This window comes from Mycobacterium sp. NGS66, assembly GCF_059812225.1.
This window is the reverse complement of sequence record NZ_JCALCG010000002.1, coordinates 190,521-207,783: the sequence shown is the minus strand read 5'-3', so window position 1 is coordinate 207,783 and position 17,263 is coordinate 190,521. Positions and strand designations below refer to the sequence as shown.

Annotated in this window: 16 protein-coding genes; 12 read left to right on the top strand and 4 right to left on the bottom strand. The window is 65.7% G+C overall.

Annotation, left to right across the window (positions count from 1 at the left end; genetic code table 11):
• Positions 1 to 96: 96 nt before the first annotated feature.
• From AC5Y2L_RS05455 to AC5Y2L_RS05445, 3 genes are read left to right on the top strand one after another with little or no spacing between them, the layout of a single operon-like run.
• Positions 97 to 1,254, top strand: coding sequence for an SPFH domain-containing protein (locus AC5Y2L_RS05455; RefSeq protein WP_499932726.1), 1,158 nt, complete (start codon positions 97 to 99; stop codon positions 1,252 to 1,254).
• Positions 1,251 to 2,663: a TFIIB-type zinc ribbon-containing protein gene (locus AC5Y2L_RS05450; RefSeq protein ID WP_499932728.1), complete on the top strand. Its 1,413-nt coding sequence runs from the start codon at positions 1,251 to 1,253 to the stop codon at positions 2,661 to 2,663. Before AC5Y2L_RS05455 ends, AC5Y2L_RS05450 begins: the two co-directional genes overlap by 4 nt.
• 50 nt (positions 2,664 to 2,713) lie before the next feature.
• A complete protein-coding gene (locus AC5Y2L_RS05445; RefSeq protein ID WP_499932729.1) occupies positions 2,714 to 3,175 on the top strand; it encodes a hypothetical protein in 462 nt (153 codons plus the stop codon).
• Here AC5Y2L_RS05445 and AC5Y2L_RS05440 read toward each other — a convergent pair.
• Positions 3,170 to 4,135, bottom strand: coding sequence for a 2-hydroxyacid dehydrogenase (locus tag AC5Y2L_RS05440; RefSeq protein ID WP_499932731.1), 966 nt, complete (start codon positions 4,133 to 4,135; stop codon positions 3,170 to 3,172). The two genes, AC5Y2L_RS05445 and AC5Y2L_RS05440, sit on opposite strands and share 6 nt — an antisense overlap.
• Before the next feature lie 183 nt (positions 4,136 to 4,318).
• Here AC5Y2L_RS05440 and AC5Y2L_RS05435 point away from each other — a divergent pair, with 183 nt between their 5' ends.
• The 5 genes from AC5Y2L_RS05435 to AC5Y2L_RS05415 all read left to right on the top strand — a co-directional run bounded on the left by AC5Y2L_RS05435 (position 4,319) and on the right by AC5Y2L_RS05415 (position 12,103).
• Positions 4,319 to 6,130 (top strand): fatty acyl-AMP ligase, encoded by a 1,812-nt coding sequence (locus tag AC5Y2L_RS05435; protein ID WP_499932733.1) that lies wholly within the window; start codon positions 4,319 to 4,321, stop codon positions 6,128 to 6,130.
• Positions 6,131 to 6,154: 24 nt separating this feature from the next.
• Positions 6,155 to 6,427: an acyl carrier protein gene (locus tag AC5Y2L_RS05430; protein WP_499932735.1), complete on the top strand. Its 273-nt coding sequence runs from the start codon at positions 6,155 to 6,157 to the stop codon at positions 6,425 to 6,427.
• The gene (locus AC5Y2L_RS05425; protein ID WP_499932736.1) at positions 6,424 to 10,671 is read left to right on the top strand and encodes a type I polyketide synthase; all 4,248 of its coding nucleotides are present in this window, start codon (positions 6,424 to 6,426) and stop codon (positions 10,669 to 10,671) included. The genes AC5Y2L_RS05430 and AC5Y2L_RS05425 overlap by 4 nt, the downstream gene beginning before the upstream one ends.
• Before the next feature lie 90 nt (positions 10,672 to 10,761).
• On the top strand, positions 10,762 to 11,442 hold the full coding sequence (locus AC5Y2L_RS05420; RefSeq protein WP_499932738.1) for a thioesterase II family protein: 681 nt from the start codon (positions 10,762 to 10,764) through the stop codon (positions 11,440 to 11,442).
• Positions 11,443 to 11,713: 271 nt separating this feature from the next.
• The gene (locus AC5Y2L_RS05415) at positions 11,714 to 12,103 is read left to right on the top strand and encodes a hypothetical protein (protein WP_499932739.1); all 390 of its coding nucleotides are present in this window, start codon (positions 11,714 to 11,716) and stop codon (positions 12,101 to 12,103) included.
• 49 nt (positions 12,104 to 12,152) lie between these two features.
• Here the strand turns inward: AC5Y2L_RS05415 and AC5Y2L_RS05410 are convergent, their stop codons facing one another.
• A complete protein-coding gene (locus AC5Y2L_RS05410) occupies positions 12,153 to 12,683 on the bottom strand; it encodes a pyridoxamine 5'-phosphate oxidase family protein (RefSeq protein WP_499932740.1) in 531 nt (176 codons plus the stop codon).
• 30 nt (positions 12,684 to 12,713) lie between these two features.
• Entirely contained in the window at positions 12,714 to 13,250 is a 537-nt protein-coding gene (locus AC5Y2L_RS05405) for an NUDIX domain-containing protein (RefSeq protein ID WP_499932742.1), read from the bottom strand.
• Between the two features lie 57 nt (positions 13,251 to 13,307).
• On the opposite strand from AC5Y2L_RS05405, the gene AC5Y2L_RS05400 reads away from it, so the two are divergent.
• Together AC5Y2L_RS05400 and AC5Y2L_RS05395 are read left to right on the top strand one after the other, a co-directional pair.
• Positions 13,308 to 13,655, top strand: coding sequence for a VOC family protein (locus AC5Y2L_RS05400; RefSeq protein WP_499932744.1), 348 nt, complete (start codon positions 13,308 to 13,310; stop codon positions 13,653 to 13,655).
• Between the two features lie 65 nt (positions 13,656 to 13,720).
• Positions 13,721 to 15,451: an NAD-binding protein gene (locus AC5Y2L_RS05395; protein WP_499932745.1), complete on the top strand. Its 1,731-nt coding sequence runs from the start codon at positions 13,721 to 13,723 to the stop codon at positions 15,449 to 15,451.
• Positions 15,452 to 15,458: 7 nt separating this feature from the next.
• On the opposite strand, the gene AC5Y2L_RS05390 is transcribed toward AC5Y2L_RS05395, so the two are convergent.
• Positions 15,459 to 16,340 carry an LLM class flavin-dependent oxidoreductase gene (locus AC5Y2L_RS05390; protein WP_499933193.1) on the bottom strand — a complete coding sequence of 294 codons (882 nt, stop codon included), beginning with the start codon at positions 16,338 to 16,340 and terminating at the stop codon, positions 15,459 to 15,461.
• Between the two features lie 38 nt (positions 16,341 to 16,378).
• On the opposite strand from AC5Y2L_RS05390, the gene AC5Y2L_RS05385 reads away from it, so the two are divergent.
• Both AC5Y2L_RS05385 and AC5Y2L_RS05380 read left to right on the top strand, forming a co-directional pair.
• On the top strand, positions 16,379 to 16,792 hold the full coding sequence (locus AC5Y2L_RS05385; RefSeq protein ID WP_499932747.1) for a VOC family protein: 414 nt from the start codon (positions 16,379 to 16,381) through the stop codon (positions 16,790 to 16,792).
• An 80-nt stretch (positions 16,793 to 16,872) separates the two neighbouring features.
• Entirely contained in the window at positions 16,873 to 17,262 is a 390-nt protein-coding gene (locus tag AC5Y2L_RS05380; RefSeq protein ID WP_499932750.1) for a VOC family protein, read from the top strand.
• The last annotated feature ends 1 nt before the right edge of the window (position 17,263 follow it).

Below are 17,263 nucleotides of genomic sequence, written 5' to 3'. Positions count from 1 at the left end.
ACCCGCCGCGTAAGATTCGCCACGATATCCGCAGACTGAGCTCGCTGAACGACGCCGAGGTCGCGTCACCGGGCCCGACGACGAGGGGGCTTAACCATGGGCATGCGAGACATGATCCGGGGCGAGTTCGTCGACATCATCGAGTGGCTCGACGACACGAACACGACGTTGGCGTGGCGATTCCCCCGGTATCAGAACGAGATCAAGAACGGCGCTCAGCTGGTAGTCCGGGAGGGTCAGCGGGCGATGTTCGTCTATCGGGGGCAGCTGGCCGATCAGTTCAATCCCGGCCATTACACACTCACCAGTGAGAACATGCCCATCTTGGGCACATTGCAAGGTTGGAAGTACGGATTCAACAGCCCCTTCCGGTCCGAGGTCTACTACGTCAACACCCGCCCGTATCCCGACTTACGTTGGGGCACACCACAACCGGTGACCGTGCGCGACCCGGACTTCAAGATGGTGCAGGTACGGGCCAACGGCACCACGGTGGTCCGGGTGACTGACCCCACCGCCTTTCTGCGTCAGGTACTCGGCACCCAGAGCGTGGTCGACATGGAGCAGATCACCGAGATGATCCGCCGCAACATCGCGCTCGCGTTCAACGACATGGTGATGGGCAGCGGCCTGGGTGCGATCGACCTGCAGGGTCGCCAGGTGGAGTTGTCGGACAAGCTGCGGGAATTCGTCGCCCAGCGAGTGCAGGCGTTCGGTCTCGGGATCGACGCCGTGACCATGACGATCTCGTTGCCGGAAGAGATTCAGCAGGCGATGACCCGCGGCGTAGCGCGAGGGCTCGAGGAGAGCGGCTTCCTCAACAACGTCGGCGATCTCGACCGCTTTGCCAAAGCCCGCCAGGCCGACGCGATGTTGGCAGCGGCGCAGAACGAGGGCGGGGGCGCTGCGGGCTCGGCAATCCAGGCGGGCCTCGGCGTTGCCCTGGGCAGTCAAATGGCCAGCGCAGCGCAGGGCGGCTACGCCCAGCCGCAACACTTTGCGCCGCAAGGTGCACCGCCGCCACTGCCGCCGCAGCAGCAATTCCACTTCGAGCGGTCCGGCCAACCCGCCGGCCCCTACCCCATCGACGGCCTGCGGCAGTTCGTCGCCAGCGGTCAACTGACCCGCGACACCGTGGTGTGGACCGAAGGCATGGCCAACTGGGCGCCCGCGTCGACGGTGCCGGCGCTGCAGTCGTTGTTCAGCACGCCGCCTCCGCTGCCCGGTACCCCGCCGCCGCTGTCGCAGCAATGAGCTTCCAGCCCGGCGACCCCGCGCAAGGACAGCGCTCGTCGCACCCGCAGCTGCCGCCGTTGGCACGTCCGCAGACCGGCCCGCCACCACTGCCACCCCGGCCGGCGGCCGGCCCGCCACCATTGCCCCGCCCGCCGGCGGGACCGCCACCGATACCACGCCCGCAGGCCGGGCCCCCGCCGTTGCTCCGCCCGCCAGCAGCCCCGCCGACCATGCAGCCGTTCGCCGGTCAGCCCGGCGCGCCCGCCATGTTCCATCACACCGAGCGCACCCGAACCTATCCGTGCGCGTCGTGCGGTGGTCAGCTCAACTTCGACATCGCCAGCCAGAAACTGCGCTGTCCCAACTGCGGCAATTACTACGACATCACCGCGCCGAATACCCCGGTCAAATCCCGCGAATTGCGCGCCGCGATGCAGGAACTGCGGGCGCTGCAACAACGCCAGGAGGGACCGAGCCTCACCGGCATGCGGGAGGTCGCGTGCCAGAACTGCGGTGGCACAACAGAATTCGCGGGAACCCTGACCGCCACCAAGTGTCCGTACTGCGCGACGCCCATTCAACGCGACGATGTGCACAACGCTCCGGCACGGCTCCCGGTGGACGGTCTGTTGCCCTTCCGCGTCGACGAAAAACAAGCCCGCCAGCTCATCGAAAAATGGGTGACCAAACGCTGGTTCGCACCAACCGATTTCAAGCGCTACCGCGAGATCGGCGCCTTCTCCAGCCTGTACACGGCGTATTTCAGCTACGACGCGGACACCGACACGCAATACGAAGGCGAACGCGGCGAGGATTACGAGGTTCGGGTCGGCACCGACAGCGACGGCGACCCGATCTACGAAACGCGAACCATGTGGTATCGGGTCTCCGGTCAGGTGAGCAACAACTTCGCCGACCTGCCGGTGTTGGCCAACGACAGCGAAACGCTCAACCGCAAACGGATCAAGGCGCTCGAGCCCTGGCCGATCGACCAAGCCCGGTCGTACTCACCGGAATTCGTCGCCGGCCACCTGTGCCGCACCTACGACAAAGACGCCGAACAGGCCCTGCCGGAAGCAAAGCAGGAGATGGAGAAAGCCGTCGAACAAACGGTGCGTTCCGACATCGGCGGTGACCGTCAACGCATCCACCAGCTCCGCACCACGTGGAACTACCTCGGGTTCAAACACCTCTTACTACCGATCTGGCTGCTGACCGTCATGTACAGCAACCGGCCCTTCCAGGTGTGCATCAACGGGCTCACCGGCGAGGTGGCCGGTGATCGGCCATGGAGCAAGGTCAAGTTGGCCATCGCGATCGCAATTGCGGTCTTGGTGGTGATACTGGTCATTTCGATCTTCGTCTATCTCCGCTCCCACGGGCATCATTCGACGCGAGTGCCCACCCATCACATCCGCAAGAGGTAGCGATGGAAGTCCTCGTGGCGGTGATCCTGACGCTTGCGCTCATTGCGGGTTTGGCGGTCGCCGTGGTGGCCGTCGTCGGCCGCAGTCAGCAACGTGCGATTTCGCGCGCCAATCAATTGATCCCGGGCCGTCCGACGCGCGCGCCCCGGGCCTGGGCCGTATCGCACGACCCCGAGGCCCGGCTGCACCGCAGGCTGCGCGATGCCATGTCGGCGTTGCAGGCGGTCAATGTAATCGATTCGGGCTCAACACTTATGCTGCGCGCCGATCTAGAACAGACCGCACTCAACCTCGACGATCACCTGGTCGCCGTCGCGCAACTCGCGCCCGGCCGCAAAGACGAATTGCTTCAATCGATCACCACAACGGTGGAATCGATCGAAGCCGCGGTCGCGCGTTATGCCGAGGCCGCGACGATGCCCGACACGACCGCTTTGGAAGCCGATCTCGCCACCGTGCAACGTCAACTGGACACCGTGAGCGATCTGCAGAAGGGGCTCCCCCCGTCATGAACCGCCTGGCTGCAATACGGGTGTCACCAGCTCACCGGTGCTGAGGTAACTGTCCAGATTGCGGATCGCGAGCAGCGCCATCTCCCGTCGGGTCCGCGTTGTGGCACTGCCGATGTGCGGAAACAACACCACGTTGTCGAGAGCCATTAGCTCCTCGGGTACGTTCGGCTCGTCGACGAAGACGTCCAACCCCGCCCCTTTCAGGCCGCCGCCGGCCAGCAACTCCACCAGCGTTTCCTGGTCGACGACGCTGCCGCGGGCAATGTTGACCAGGTAGCCCTCCGGTCCCAGTGCCTCGAGGACCGCTCGGTCGACAAGGTTGCGAGTCCCCTGGTCGCCCGTGGTGGCGACGATCAGAACATCGACCGTCTCGGCCAGTTCGACGGGCGAATTCGCGTACCGGTATGGCGACCCCTCGATCGGGCGGCGGTTGTGATACGCGATGGCACAGTCGAACCCGAGCAGCCGGGTAGCGATCGCCGAACCGATACGTCCCAGGCCCAGGATGCCGACCCGCAACCCGGTCACGTCCTGGCCGTACGGAAAGGGACCGTCCTGCTTCCAACGACCCGCCCGCACGTAGCGGTCGGCGGCGCCGAATCGGCGCAGCGTCATGAGGATCAGCCCCATCGCCGTGTCGGCAACGGTGTCCGACAACACATCTGGCGTGTTACTCACGCCGATACCTCGGCGTCTGGCCGCCGCCAGATCGATTGCATCCACCCCGGCGCCGTTGTTGACAATCGCTTCCAGGTTGGGCAGCGCCGCGATGGTGTCGGCGTCGACGCCGGGGCGACCCCACGTCACCACCACGCGGATGTCGGCCGCGTGTTCCGCCAGAAACTCCGCCCGTCGTGGACCGTCGGGAAGCCGGGGGATGTCGTATCGTGCCCGCAGTTCGGCATCGAAGATCGGTTCGAATTCGCCGATCCGTAGCACGTGGGTGGTCTTCAACGTCACGCTGCCATCATTCGACCCTCGGCGAGCAGACGCAAAATCCCCCGACACGCCGGGGATTTAGGGGATTTTGCGTCTTCTCGCGAGGGGAAGCCACCACCGCTTCAAGAATCCTTCAAGGATCCGAAGAGGCGACTGCGCGATGGTCAGGCAGTCAAGCAACCTACACGGATTCGGACACGCGAAATGACCGCTTTGCCCGTCGCTGCCCAGACAGCCGACGTGACGGCCGCGTTCGGACACGAGAACCTCGTTGCACACCTCCGGACGCAGTTCGAGCGCTACGGCGACACCCGCAGCTTCACCTACCTTCGCGAATTCGGCCGTGGCCTGGTCGAGGAAGTGACATCATTCCGCGACCTGGACCGCGGCGCGCGCGAGGTCGCCGCCTGGCTGACCGCACTACCCCAGACCAACCGGCCGGTGGTGCTCTTGTTCGAGCCCGGGGTGGAGTTCTGGCGAGCCTTCCTCGGCTGCCTCTACGCCGGGGTCATCGCGGTGCCGGCCCCGCTTCCCCACGATCAGCGCAGCTTGAAGCGCGTCGCCGGAATCCTGCGGGACGCCGACAGCCGCCTGGTCTTGACCAGCGCCCACCTGTTCGACCTGATCGCCGCGGGCATCGAGGGGCTCGACCTTGCGCAGCCCGTTCAGTGCGTGGCCGTCAACGAATCGACGATCGCTGATCCGGCCTCCTGGAAGATGCCGCATCTGACCGCCAAGACGGTCGCCTTCCTGCAGTACACCTCCGGCTCGACCGGCGACCCCAAGGGCGTCGCGGTGACCCACGGCAACATCCTGCACAACGTATTCGCGCTCACCCAATTTTTCGACTTCGACGAAAACTCGAAGCTGGTGGGCTGGATTCCGCACTTTCACGACATGGGCTTGATCAGCCAGATCACGGGCTTCTCCGCCGGCATGGAGGTGGTGATCATGTCGCCGCTGGCTTTCCTGAAGCAACCCATTCGGCTGCTGCAAGCGATCAGCAAGTACGGCGCGACGGTGACCGCGGCACCCAACTTCTCCTACGACCTGATCGCTCGTCGCGTGTCGCCGGAGCAACTCGAGGGACTCGACCTGTCCACGGTGCGGGTCGCTTTCAACGGCGCCGAGCCGATCCGTCGCCGCACCATCGAGGCGCTCAACGAGTTGCTCGGACAGGCCGGACTCCGTCCCTCAGCCATGCGGCCCTGTTACGGGATGGCCGAGGTGACGCTGTTCGCGACGGCCACACCCGAAGACGAGGCCTTCGTATACCTCGACGCCGATGCCGCCGCCCTCGAGCGCAACGAATTCGCGCGGCCGGTGGAACGAGCCGTCAGCCTGGTCAGTTCCGGGATTCCCGGTCCCGGCATCGACGTCCGCATCGTCGACCCGGACACCCGAAAGCCGTTGGCAGACGGACGCGTCGGCGAGATCTGGCTGCGCGGAGCCAGTGTCGCCAGCGGTTACTACAACCGTGCTCCCGAAAGCGAGGAGCGATTTGGCGGCCAGACAGCCGACGGTGACGGCCCCTACCTGCGCACCGGCGACCTGGGACTGATCAAGGATCGGCACCTGTACGTGACCGGCCGCCGCAAAGACCTGCTCATCGTCAACGGCCGCAACCTATACCCGCAGGACATCGAGGAATTCGTCCAGGACGTGCACCCAGCAACCCACGCCGCGCGCGGTGTGGCGGTCACCATCGACGGACTGGAAACCGAACGCCTGGTGGTCATCCAGACCGTCAGGACCGACCAGCTCGACGGCATGTCGCCGGCGCAACTGGCCAGCGCGATCAAGGTTGCCGTCGCTCGTGCCTTCGAAATCCCCGCTCCCAGCGTGGTCCTGGTGGGCCGCAACGGAATTCACCTCACCACCAGCGGGAAGGTGCAGCGCGCGTCGATGCGGACGGCGTTCCTGCACCGCGAACTCAGCGACGTCTTACACGAAAGCGTCGACCCCGCGGTCAATTCCGCGCGGCCCGGCCAACTCGCACTCTTCGAAATCGCGTAATCCACGGCAAACAAGGAGCTTTCAATGCATTCTCACCCGACGACTCGTAATGTGCTCGCCTGGCTCACCTCTCGGCTCGCCGGGCACCTCGAGGTGCCGTCGCACACCATCGACCCGACCCTTCCGCTCGCCGAGATGGGCGTCGACTCGGTCCGCGCGCTCGGACTGGTCGGCGACGTCGAAGCGCACTGGGACATCGACGTCGAACCGACCCTGGTCTTCGACTACCCAACGCTCGAGCACATCGCGGACTTCATCCGCGAGGCCACCACCACTCGCGAATTGGTGACGGCATGACGTCCAGCGACATCGCGATCGTCGGGATCGACTGCCGGTTTCCGAAGGCGCCCGACGCGGCGGCGCTGTGGGAACTGCTGATGAGCGGCGACGAAGGGATCGCCGAGATACCGGAAGACCGCTGGGACGCCGAGCAGTTCTACGACGCGACCGGGAAACCGGGCGCGATCAATCATCGCACCGGCGGATTCATCAGCGATGCAGACGCTTTCGACCACGAGTTCTTCGGCATCACCCCGCGCGAAGCCCAGAGCATGGATCCGCAGCAGCGCCTGCTCCTGCAGGCGGCCTGGCGCGCCCTCGAGGACGCCACGCTGGACCCCAGATCGCAGGCCGGCTCGAACACCGGTGTCTTCGTCGGCGTGATGGCCAACGAATGGGCTCATCAGCACATGCGCGACTTCTCGCAGATCACGGCGCAAGCCGGCTCGGGTAACGGCTATTTCATGACGGCCAACCGGTTGTCGTATCAACTCGACTTCAAGGGCCCCAGCCTCGCGGTGGACACCGCGTGCTCGTCGTCGCTGGTGGCGGTGCATGTCGCGGCGGCCGCGCTGCGGGCCGGCGAATGCGACCAGGCCCTGGCCGCCGGCGTGAACATCATCATCACCCCGGCGCTCAACGTGTTCTATACCCAAGCCGGCCTTTCCGCGCCCGACGGCCGCTGCAAACCGTTCAGCGGCTTGGCGGACGGCATCGGCCGCGGCGAAGGCGTCGCCGTGGTGGTGCTCCGGCGACTGGACGACGCCCTGGCCGACGGGTTGCCGGTCTACGCGGTCATCAAAGGCAGCGCCGTCAACAACGACGGGCGCAGCAACGGGATCACCGCACCGAACCGCTGGGCTCAGGAGAAGGTTGTGGAAACGGCGAACCGGGCGGCCGGTATCGCGCCGGAGCAGATCGACTTCCTGGAAGCGCACGGCACCGGAACGCTGCTCGGCGACATGATCGAGGTGAAGGCATTGGCCGCTGCTCACCGTCGCCGGCAGGCCCAGCCATGCGCGATCGGTTCGATCAAAGGAAACCTCGGCCACACCGAAGGCGCCGCGGGCGTCGCGGGCCTCATCAAGGCGGTGCTGAGCCTGCACCACCGGGTGGTCCCGCCGTCGCGTTTCGCCGATCAAGAGAACCCGCAATTACGCTTGGCGGCAAGCGGTTTGCGCTTGCTCACCGAGCCGATGCCCCTCGCCGCAGAAACCGCGTATGCCGGGGTATCGAGCTTCGGGATCGGCGGCACCAACTGCCATGTCGTACTGACCACCGCTCCGCCGCGTGACGATGCGCACGTCGTATCCGGCGGCGGTGTTCTGACGCTCTCGTCGAACAGCCGCGCGGGTCTGTACCTCAACGTCTCCCGCCTGGCAGACGACATCGCTTGCAGCTCAGCACCTCTCGCGCAGTTGTGCTGGTCGAGCAACCGCATCAAGTCGTCGGGCAAGGCACGGCTGGCGATCACCGTGCACGACCGCGACGACGCGGTGCGGCGGCTGCGCATGCTCGCCCACCCGTCGGGCAACCTGGCGGCGGTATCCGGTACCGCGCAGGGCATTGCGGCGGGATGGCTGTTCAGTGGTCAAGGTACCCAATATCCGGGAATGTCGCGCCGGCTGCATGACAGCAGCGACGCCTATCAGTCCGCGCTTGCCGCGGTTGAAGCCGCCGCATTGCCGTACCTGGGCCAGCCCATTCGCGACGTGCTGTTCGGCACCGACGATCGGGTCAATCGCACCGAATTCGCGCAGCCGGCAATCTTTTCCGTGCAGTACGCGCTGGCCAGCGCGCTGATCGAGCTGGGCGCTGAGCCGGCCTGGGTGCTCGGGCACAGCATCGGCGAATTCGCCGCGGCGGTGGTCGCCGGCGTCCTCAGCCTCGACGACGCGTCCCGTCTGGTTGTCGCACGCGGGCGATTGATGCAGCGACTGCCGGAAGCCGGCACGATGCTCGCCGTCCGCGCCGGTGCCGACGACGTCGCGCAGCTGGTAGAGGCCGATCCATTACTGGCCGTCGCGGCCGTGAACGGCCCCAGCGAAGTAGTCTTGTCCGGCGCCAACGCGTCGATCGACAGGGCGTCTGTCATCCTCCGCGAAAGCGGCGTCTCCGTGCGCGAACTCACCGTCTCGCACGCGTTCCACTCGCCGCTCATGGAGCCAATGCTCGAAGAGTTCCGGGCGGTGGCCGAGACATGCACATTCGCCCAACCGAACATCCCGGTCTTTTCCACCCTGCGCGGCCGGTTGCTCGGCGACGACGAGCCGATGGACGCCGACTACTGGGTTGCGCACGCCGCTGGGACGGTGCGGTTTGCCGATGCGACATCTGCTGCGCTGCAGGCCGAGCCGACTCACCTCATCGAATTCGGCCCGAAGCGGACTCTCATTCCGATAATCACTCGGTCGCACCCGTCGGTCGGGGTCAAGGCGCTGACTCCGCTTCCTGGTCCCGATGCCACCGGCTCGGAGCTCACGGAGACCATCGCGGCATTGTATCGAGACGGACTGAACCCCAAGTGGGACAGCCTCTATCCGCCGCACGCGCATGTCCCGCAGCGACTCAGCGGCTACCGGTTCGCCACCACCAACCGCTCTTGGGTGGCGCCGGTCCAGCCGGTCGCCGTCGACTCGCCGCCGCCGAGGATCGCCGAGCCGGCGGCCGAGGAGGAAACGACGATGGACAATGTCGTCGCGTTGTTCAGGGAGCAGGCCGCCGTCCTTGCCTCGCTGGCGCAGGGCGGCGCTGCTAGGCCGGCCGCTTTGGCGGTCGACGACATCGGCTCACTGGTCCGCACCGAGGTGGCCCGGGTCAGCGGTTTCCCCGCAGGTTCCTTGCGTATGACGCAAACCATTGTGGGGGAACTCGGTTTCGACTCCATCATGGTCGCCGACCTGTTCAGCGGGTTGGCCCGCAAGCTCTCCGGCGTCGCGATCGATCCCGGCTGGTTCGAGACCACGACGACGATCGGGGACGTGATCGCCCACGTCGGTGGCACGTCGTTGGATGAGACGGGATCGGGCGAGACGGGCGCCGACGCGCCCGCAGTCACCCCGGAGCACCGGATCGCGGAATTCCCCGAAGTCGTCGCGTTCGCCGAACGCCTCAAGCTCCCCGCAAGTTTGGATGTCGACAACCCGTATTTTGTAGTGAACGACGGGGTCACGCGGGACACCTCGATCGTGAACGGCGCAGCGGTGCTCAACTTCTCGAGCTTCAACTACCTCGGCATGTCCGGACACCCCGGCGTGGCCACCGCGGTCTTGAATGCCGTGGTGCAGTACGGCAGCTCGTCCTCGGCGTCACGGGTGCTCTCGGGCGAGAAGCCGATACACCTCGAGCTCGAGCGTGAGCTCGCCGACCTGCTCGGCACCGAGGACGCGATGGTCCTCAACAGCGGTCACGCGACGAACGTCACGGTGATCGGTCACCTGCTCGGCGAAGGTGACCTGGTGATCCACGACAGCCTCGCACACGACAGTATTGTCCAGGGCTGCAAGCTTTCTGGCGCAACCCGACGGTCGTTCCCGCACAACGACTTTGCCGCGTTGGACGGCATCCTCGCCAACATCCGCCATCAGTATCGCCGGGTGCTCGTCGTCATCGAGGGTGTCTACAGCCAGGACGGCGACATTCCCGACCTGCCTGCCTTCATCGCCGTCAAGCAGAAGCACCAGGCGCTGTTGATGATTGACGAGGCGCACAGCATCGGTGTTCTCGGCCGCACCGGCGGAGGGATCGGAGAGCACTTCGGTGTGAACCGCGACGACGTAGAACTGTGGGCGGGCACGGTGTCCAAGGCGCTCGCCGGCTGCGGCGGCTATGTCGCCGGAACCCGTGAGGTAATCCAGTACCTCAAATACACAACGCCGGGGTTTATCTTCAGCACCGGCATGCCACCGCCAATCGCTGCGGCGTCGGTGGCGGCGATCCGGTTGATGCGGTCGCAGCCCGAGCACCTGCGCCGGCTGCGCGAAAACGCGGAACTGTTCCTGAATTTGGCGCGAGAGGCCGGGATCGACACCGGCGACAGTTCGGGCACGCCGGTGGTCCCCTGCATCGTCGGCAGCTCGGCCAACGCGTTGCGGCTGTCGGATGCCCTGATGCGACGCGGTATCAATGCCAACCCGATCCTGTATCCGGCCGTGCCGGAAGACAAAGCGCGTCTGCGGTTCTTTGTGACCAGCTGCCACTCGGAGGAGCAAATCCGGTTCGCGGTCAAGGTGCTGGCTGACGAGCTCTCGCTGCTGAGCTGATAGCTGCGATCACAAGAATCTTTTGAGAATCCGCCAAGCAGCTCGCGCGATGGTGATTACCAGCCACTGAGAGGAAGGACGACTGACACCATGCGGCTGTTCTGCTTCCACCATGCCGGAGGCGGCGGGTTGGCGTTCAAATCGTGGAACAGAGCGCTAAAACCGGCCTTCGAGGTGATCCCGGTCGAAATTGCCAACCGCGAACGGTTCGCCACGCTGCGCCAGCTCGTCGCCGAGGTGGACGAGCAGTTGCACTCCGCGCTCGAGGCCCCGCATATGTTTTTCGGTCACAGTTTCGGCGCCCTGCTGGCATACCGGTTGGCGTGTACCCGTGCGGCCGCCGGTCTCCCGCTACCTCGGGCGATGTTCCTTTCCGCCTATGCCCCACCGCATCTGCCACCGCCACTGCATGCCGTGGACACGCTCGACGACCAGCAACTAGCCGCGTTCCTTTCACATCTCGGCGGGCTGCCTTCGGAACTAATGCGCTGGCCCACCCTGCACGAGCGCGCCGTCACGATCGCCCGGCATGACTTACGGCTGTGCATGACCGATGAGGAAGCGGACACCGCGGAACTGCCCTGCCCGATTCACGTTTTCGGTGGCAGTGAAGACCCGATTGTGAGTGAGGCCGACTTGCACGAATGGCGTTCCCGGACAACGGCGGACTTCTCGGTGCAGATCCTTCGCGGCGGTCACTTCTATCTGCGTGACCGGCAGCCCCTGTTCGAAACGCTGCGTCCGCTGATGTCGACGATCGCTGCGGCGTAGCGGATCTGGCCGGCGTTGAGTGTGAACTAACGGCTTTGAGTGTGAAGTGACGGCTTCCCGTGTGAGTGTACGGCGGGAATCGGCGCGAATTTCCGCCCAGGCTGCACACCCGAGACCCACTATTCACACCCAACCAAATGGCGAATTGCGTCGCGGGCAGCGTGGCCTTCCTTGTGTCGGGGCGCTATCGGAACCGCGACGCATGAATTTCGCAAGGATTAGGTGTAAAGCTGACGACTGGGTGGCACGACAGCGTAACAAGGAGGCCGCCGTGACCCGAAGGTCGCGATTCTCGCGCGTGGAATGCAAGCTGCGCAGCGCCGGAATGGTCTGGGCCGCAGCAACTCTGCTGCTAGTCGGCCTGACCCCGCACTTCGCTCACGCCGATCCCGGCGTGGGCTGCCCGCGCTCGACATCTTGTCAGCGGTGGTGCCCCGGTGATCCGGATCCCGCGGGCAGACCCATCCCCTGGGACACCGGTGTTTGCCACGACTATTACTGGGACTACAACGGCGTTCACGACGTCGGCACCGGCCAGTTCTACGCGTGGAACTCCATGCCGTTCAAGCAGCCACCGCCGGCAGGACCGGTGCCCACCGAAACCTCCTACCTACCGCTGCCGACTCTTCCGTTCTGCCCGGTCCCGCCGTGGTGTCCGTGACGTCGGCCGACCTCCGCGGCAGGATATCGCCGCGGACACGATCTCGCGCTCAGCGCAAATCGAAACGGGTGGCGCCGAACGGTTCCGTCGTGCCGAGCGCAAACACCGTCGATGGCAGCACCCGATAGCAATACCAGGGCGGCGGTCCGGCCGACTGGGCACTGTACTCCGCGGTCAACGCGTCGCCCTCGACTCGGGCAGGCCATCCGTCGGCCGCGAAAGCCGCTGCCACCGAATGTAATTCGTCTGCATCGGTAATCCGCTCGGCGGTTCCTTCGACGACGAGGTCAAACGGTTCGGTGGCCACGCTGACGACGCATCGGGGGTCGCGGGACAGATTGCGTGACTTGCGCGTCGCGGGCCCGGAGGTGAAGTACCAACTCCCCCGACACCGAATCATGCCCACCGCCATTACGTGCGGGCTGCCGTCGGGATTGATCGTCGTGAGCCAGGTCGTGTGGCGCTGCGGTCCGGCTGTCCCGGGCGCCTGCGGCAACTGGCTGTCCAGCACGGCGTAAACGCGGGACCACTCTATCGGCGGAGCGCCATATCCGTCGAGGTTGCGCGTGGTGATGGTCATATCGGTATTGACCGCGACCGACCGCGGAACTCATCGCTCCCGTAACAGCAATAACCCGTAGGCGGCGATCGACTGAGCGTCGACGATCGCACCATCGCGAATCATCTGCTCGACGTCCGCACGCGAAAACCAGGCGCTGCGCATGTCCTGCTCCTCATGCTCGCGATCGGTGTCGCCCTCCGATATCCCAGTCGCCAGAAATACCCAACCGCGCTGACTGCTCATCCCTGGAACGGCGTCCAGCCGGCCGAGGACTTCGAACGACGTCGCACGCAACCCCGTCTCCTCACGTAGCTCACGCGCGGCGAGCGCGGAGGGTTCGGGGTCCGTCAAGTCGGGAGCGGTGCCCTGGGGGAACTCCCAACGTCGCGCGCCGACGGGATACCGGTATTGCTCGACAAGTCGCAAACGTCCCGCGTCGTAGGGGACGACGAGGGCGTACGCCGGCTTGTCGACCACCGCGTAAATGCCGGTACTGCCGTCTGGGCGGCGGATATCGTCCTCGCGGAGCACCATCCAGGGATTCCGGTAGACCTCGCGGGATGCGACGCGTTCGATGAAGGGCACCCGGTCAGTATCGACTCGCCGCGCCGAGGCAACGGTCCGAGGGGGAAGGGAAGGACGATGTTGACGTTCGACGAGATCTGTATAGACGCAGCCGATCCAACGATGCTGGGCCGCTGGTGGTCGCAGGTGCTGGGCTGGCCGCACAAGATCGACAACGACGGGGACGTGCGGTTGACGGCTCCGCCCGGCGCGGGCCCGAGCTGGATGTTTCTTCGCGTCGATGACGAACGAATCGTCAAGAACCGCATCCACTTCGACTTCCGGCCCGACGATCAACAAGCCGAGGTCAGCCGGCTGCTGCAGCTGGGCGCACGCCATGTTGACATCGGTCAGGGCGAGCAGAGCTGGGTGGTGCTCGCCGATCCGGAAGGCAACGAATTCTGCGTGCTGGCGCACGTTGTCTGATAGTCATAGAGACAGACGGGCGCCGATGTCACCAGAAGTGGGTGTTTATGCGGGAAGCGAAACGCATGAACACACATGGTCACATCATTGTCAGCGGCGACGACGCGCTGGCGACGACTATCGTCGAGGAACTGAACAACGCCGGCGTTCGCATCGTCAAAATCGGGTCCACCACCGAGCTGGCCGGCGCTGGGATAGCCGGAGCGCTGGCCATCATCTGTGCCGGGGACGACGATGCGACGAATCTCGAAACCGCGCTGCTGGCAAGGAAAGCCAACCCCGGCGTGCGGGTGGTGGCACGCCTGGCCAACGACGTGCTGCGCGCTGCGGTGGCAGCGGACAACGGGCCCGGAGCGATCCTCGACGTCGCCGAGCTGGCCGCGCCGTCCGTTGTCGAGGCCTGTCTGGCGCACAATGTGCACCCGTTCGAGGCGGCCGGTATCAAGTTCGTCGTCTCGGGCGCCGAGGCACCCCGTGACGCGACGCTGCGCGAAATCTTCGGCGACCTGGCGCCCGTCGCGGTGATCCAGGGCGAGAATTCGCCCGAACCCGGCGAGGTTGTCACCTGCCCCGGGCGTGATCTGCCCGTACGCGCCGGGGACTGGACCGCGATGATCGGCACCACCGACGAGTTGGCCGCCCGCGGCATCACGTTGCCCCGTCCGACCGAGCGGCGCATGCACCGGCCGCGATTGCGGCGCATGCTCGACGCGGCGCGCGCCCTGCGCGGCGACATGAACCCCATGTTCGGCGGCGCCGTTGTCGCGGCGCTTACCGTCCTGGTCGGCTCAACGATCTTGTTGCGCTTCGCCTATCAGCGCCCTGGGATGGCCTGGATCGACGCGTTGTACTTCAGCGCCGAGACGATCGCGACGGTGGGCTACGGCGACTTCAGCTTTTCCCATCAGCCCACCTGGCTGCGGCTGTTCGCCGTCATGTTGATGTTGGCCGGCGTGCTCACCACGGCGGTGCTGGTCGCGTTCATCGCCGACCTGCTGCTGTCACGCCGCTTCACCCAATCGGCCGGCCTCCAACGCGCGCGCCACCTGCACAATCACGTCATCGTCGTCGGCCTGGGATCGTTCGGCATCCGCGTCGTCCGCGACCTGACCAGCGCCGGATACGACGTGGCGGTGATAGAGCGGGACATGAACAACCGCTACCTGTCGGCGGCGGCCGAACTGGACGTACCGGTGATCTTCGGGGACGCAACGCTGCACCAGACGCTGGAGTCGGCTCGCGTCGACACGGCCCGCGCCGTCGCGGTGCTGACCCAGGACGACATGGTGAACATTGAGACCGGAATCGTGCTCCGCGAAATGCTGGGGGAACGCTTCATGCCCGAGATCAACCGGCCCGACGTACCGGTTGTGCTGCGCGTTTACGACCGCGCGCTGGGTGGCGCGGTGGCGCAGCGGTTCGAATTCGTCAACGTGCGCTCGACGGTCGAACTGGCCGCACCCTGGTTCATCGGCGCCGCGATGGGCCTGCAGGTGCTCGGGACGTTCTCGGTCGGGCAGCGCTCGTTCATGGTGGGCGGAATGCACGTGGCCGCCGGCAGCGAACTCGACGGCCTGCGCATGTTCGAGTTGTCCACCAAGACCCGCGTCATCGCGATCACCCGGCAAGACGCTCCCGTCGCGCTGCACCCGCGCCGCGACGCCCTGCTGCGTGCCGGCGACACCGCATACCTCGTGGGTCCCTACCGCGAGCTGTTGGCCACCCTGCGCAAGGGGCAGCCTCCGCAAGAGCCGCAACCCGCCGAGACGTCTTCGCCCGAGACGTCCGTCCGCTGAAACCTCGCTAGGCGAATTCACCGACCACATCGGCGACGCGATGCAGCTGCTCGATGTCCGTGCTGGTCGGAATGAGCTGGACCTCGTCGGTGCCGATCGCGGCAAATTTTCGCAGCACCGCGACCAACTCGTCGTCACCGCCGGCCCAACCGGTCATCGGCGCCATCGCGTCGACGTACTCGGCCGGTATCCAGTTCATGTAGCGCCGCAGGTGACGATGAATCTGCGCGCGAGCGGGCTCGGGCTTTCCCAGTGCGAACCAGAACGACGTCACCAGATGGGGTTTGGGCTTGGCGGCCGAAGCCCACGCCGTCCGCGCCACGTCGAACAGCTCGTTCTGCTTGACGAGATCAAGATCCAGGGTCGTGCCGGCCAAACCGTCGGCCCAGGCCGCAGCGCTGCGGATGGTCTTCGGCCCGATGCTGCCGACAAATAGCGGTGGACCCCCGGACTGGATCGGCGGCGGGCCGACCGGCACCACCGATTCGGTGATCTTTTCGCCGGCCCACACTCGCTTCATCACCGCCACCCGTTCGGCCATGCCGCGCATCGTCTGCGTCGCGGGATCGGCACCGACGGCTTGGTAGTCCTCGACCCTGCCGCCGACGCCGATCCCCACGGTCAAGCGCCCGCCGCACAGCACGTCGCCGGTCGCCAGGCCCTTGGCCAGCATCACCGGATGGTGCAACTGCGGCACGATGACCGTCGTCAACAGCCGAACTCGATCGGTCCAGGCAGCCAGTGCGCCAAGCAGCGTCAGGTTGTCGGGGTTGTCGAACGCGATGCGCTCACCCCAGCACAGCGACGAGAACGGGCCGTCGTCGATGGCCCGCGCCCAGCTCTTCAACGACGCCGCATCCAAGTCCGGCTCCATCACCGGCATGGTCATCGCTATCCGCACATGTGGGATTCTGGCAGCATGGGTCGATGGGCTTAGGCACCACTTCCATCGCGCACGTCCGCCTCACCGTCACCGATATCGAGCGATCCAGGCAGTTCTACGAAAGCGTCTTCGGCTGGCCGGTGCTGATCGAGGTCCCCGAGAACGCCGACGAGGCAACGCGGCGCCAGCTGGCCTTCCTGTACGGCGGTGTCATCTACGACCTGGGCGGCACACTGCTGGGGCTGCGGCCGGTGGCGACCGACCGCTTCGACGAGGACCGCACCGGCTTGGACCACATTGCATTCCGCGTGGGCAGCAGAGCCGAATTAGATTCCGCCGCTGTGCATCTGGACGAACTCGGGATTCGGCATGAGCCGGTGAAAGACATCGGGCCGTCCTACATCTTGGAGTTTCGCGATCCGGACAACATCGCCTTGGAGCTCACCGCACCGAAGTGAACCCGTCGCGAGCGTGCGCAAAATAGCGACGGGTCGCTGTACAACTGTGCACGCTCGCGGGCATTTGGAAAGGAGAAGTTATGCCTATTACCTTCAACCACACCATCGTCCGGTCACGTGACAAGCGCGAGTCCGCGGAGTTTCTTGCCGAACTGTTCGGCCTGCCCAGCCCGGAGCCGTTCGGCCCCTTCATGGTTGTCGCACTCGAGCATGGCGCCAGCCTGGACTACGCGGACGCCCCCGAAGGCGAAGAGATCCCGCGTCAGCACTACGCGTTCCTTGTTTCGGAGGAAGACTTCGACGCAATCTACGGCAAGATTCAATCGCGCGGCCTGGAGCACTGGGCGGACCCGGGCGCCCAGCGGCCCGGCGAGATCAACCACCGAGACGGCGGCCGCGGTGTGTACTTTCTGGATCCCTCCGGGCATGCGATGGAAATTCTCACGCGTCCCTACGGCTCGGGCGGCTGAC

Bases quoted from the DNA above. Each gene is read 5' to 3' on its own strand.
- AC5Y2L_RS05385 (WP_499932747.1), top strand. From the start codon at position 16,379: ATGGGCTTAGGCACCACTTCCATCGCGCACGTCCGCCTCACCGTCACC.
- AC5Y2L_RS05395 (WP_499932745.1), top strand. From the start codon at position 13,721: ATGAACACACATGGTCACATCATTGTCAGCGGCGACGACGCGCTGGCG.
- AC5Y2L_RS05455 (WP_499932726.1), top strand. From the start codon at position 97: ATGGGCATGCGAGACATGATCCGGGGCGAGTTCGTCGACATCATCGAG.
- AC5Y2L_RS05420 (WP_499932738.1), top strand. From the start codon at position 10,762: ATGCGGCTGTTCTGCTTCCACCATGCCGGAGGCGGCGGGTTGGCGTTC.
- AC5Y2L_RS05425 (WP_499932736.1), top strand. From the start codon at position 6,424: ATGACGTCCAGCGACATCGCGATCGTCGGGATCGACTGCCGGTTTCCG.
- AC5Y2L_RS05380 (WP_499932750.1), top strand. From the start codon at position 16,873: ATGCCTATTACCTTCAACCACACCATCGTCCGGTCACGTGACAAGCGC.
- AC5Y2L_RS05390 (WP_499933193.1), bottom strand. From the start codon at position 16,340: ATGACCATGCCGGTGATGGAGCCGGACTTGGATGCGGCGTCGTTGAAG.
- AC5Y2L_RS05435 (WP_499932733.1), top strand. From the start codon at position 4,319: ATGACCGCTTTGCCCGTCGCTGCCCAGACAGCCGACGTGACGGCCGCG.
- AC5Y2L_RS05430 (WP_499932735.1), top strand. From the start codon at position 6,155: ATGCATTCTCACCCGACGACTCGTAATGTGCTCGCCTGGCTCACCTCT.
- AC5Y2L_RS05410 (WP_499932740.1), bottom strand. From the start codon at position 12,683: ATGACCATCACCACGCGCAACCTCGACGGATATGGCGCTCCGCCGATA.
- AC5Y2L_RS05450 (WP_499932728.1), top strand. From the start codon at position 1,251: ATGAGCTTCCAGCCCGGCGACCCCGCGCAAGGACAGCGCTCGTCGCAC.
- AC5Y2L_RS05400 (WP_499932744.1), top strand. From the start codon at position 13,308: ATGTTGACGTTCGACGAGATCTGTATAGACGCAGCCGATCCAACGATG.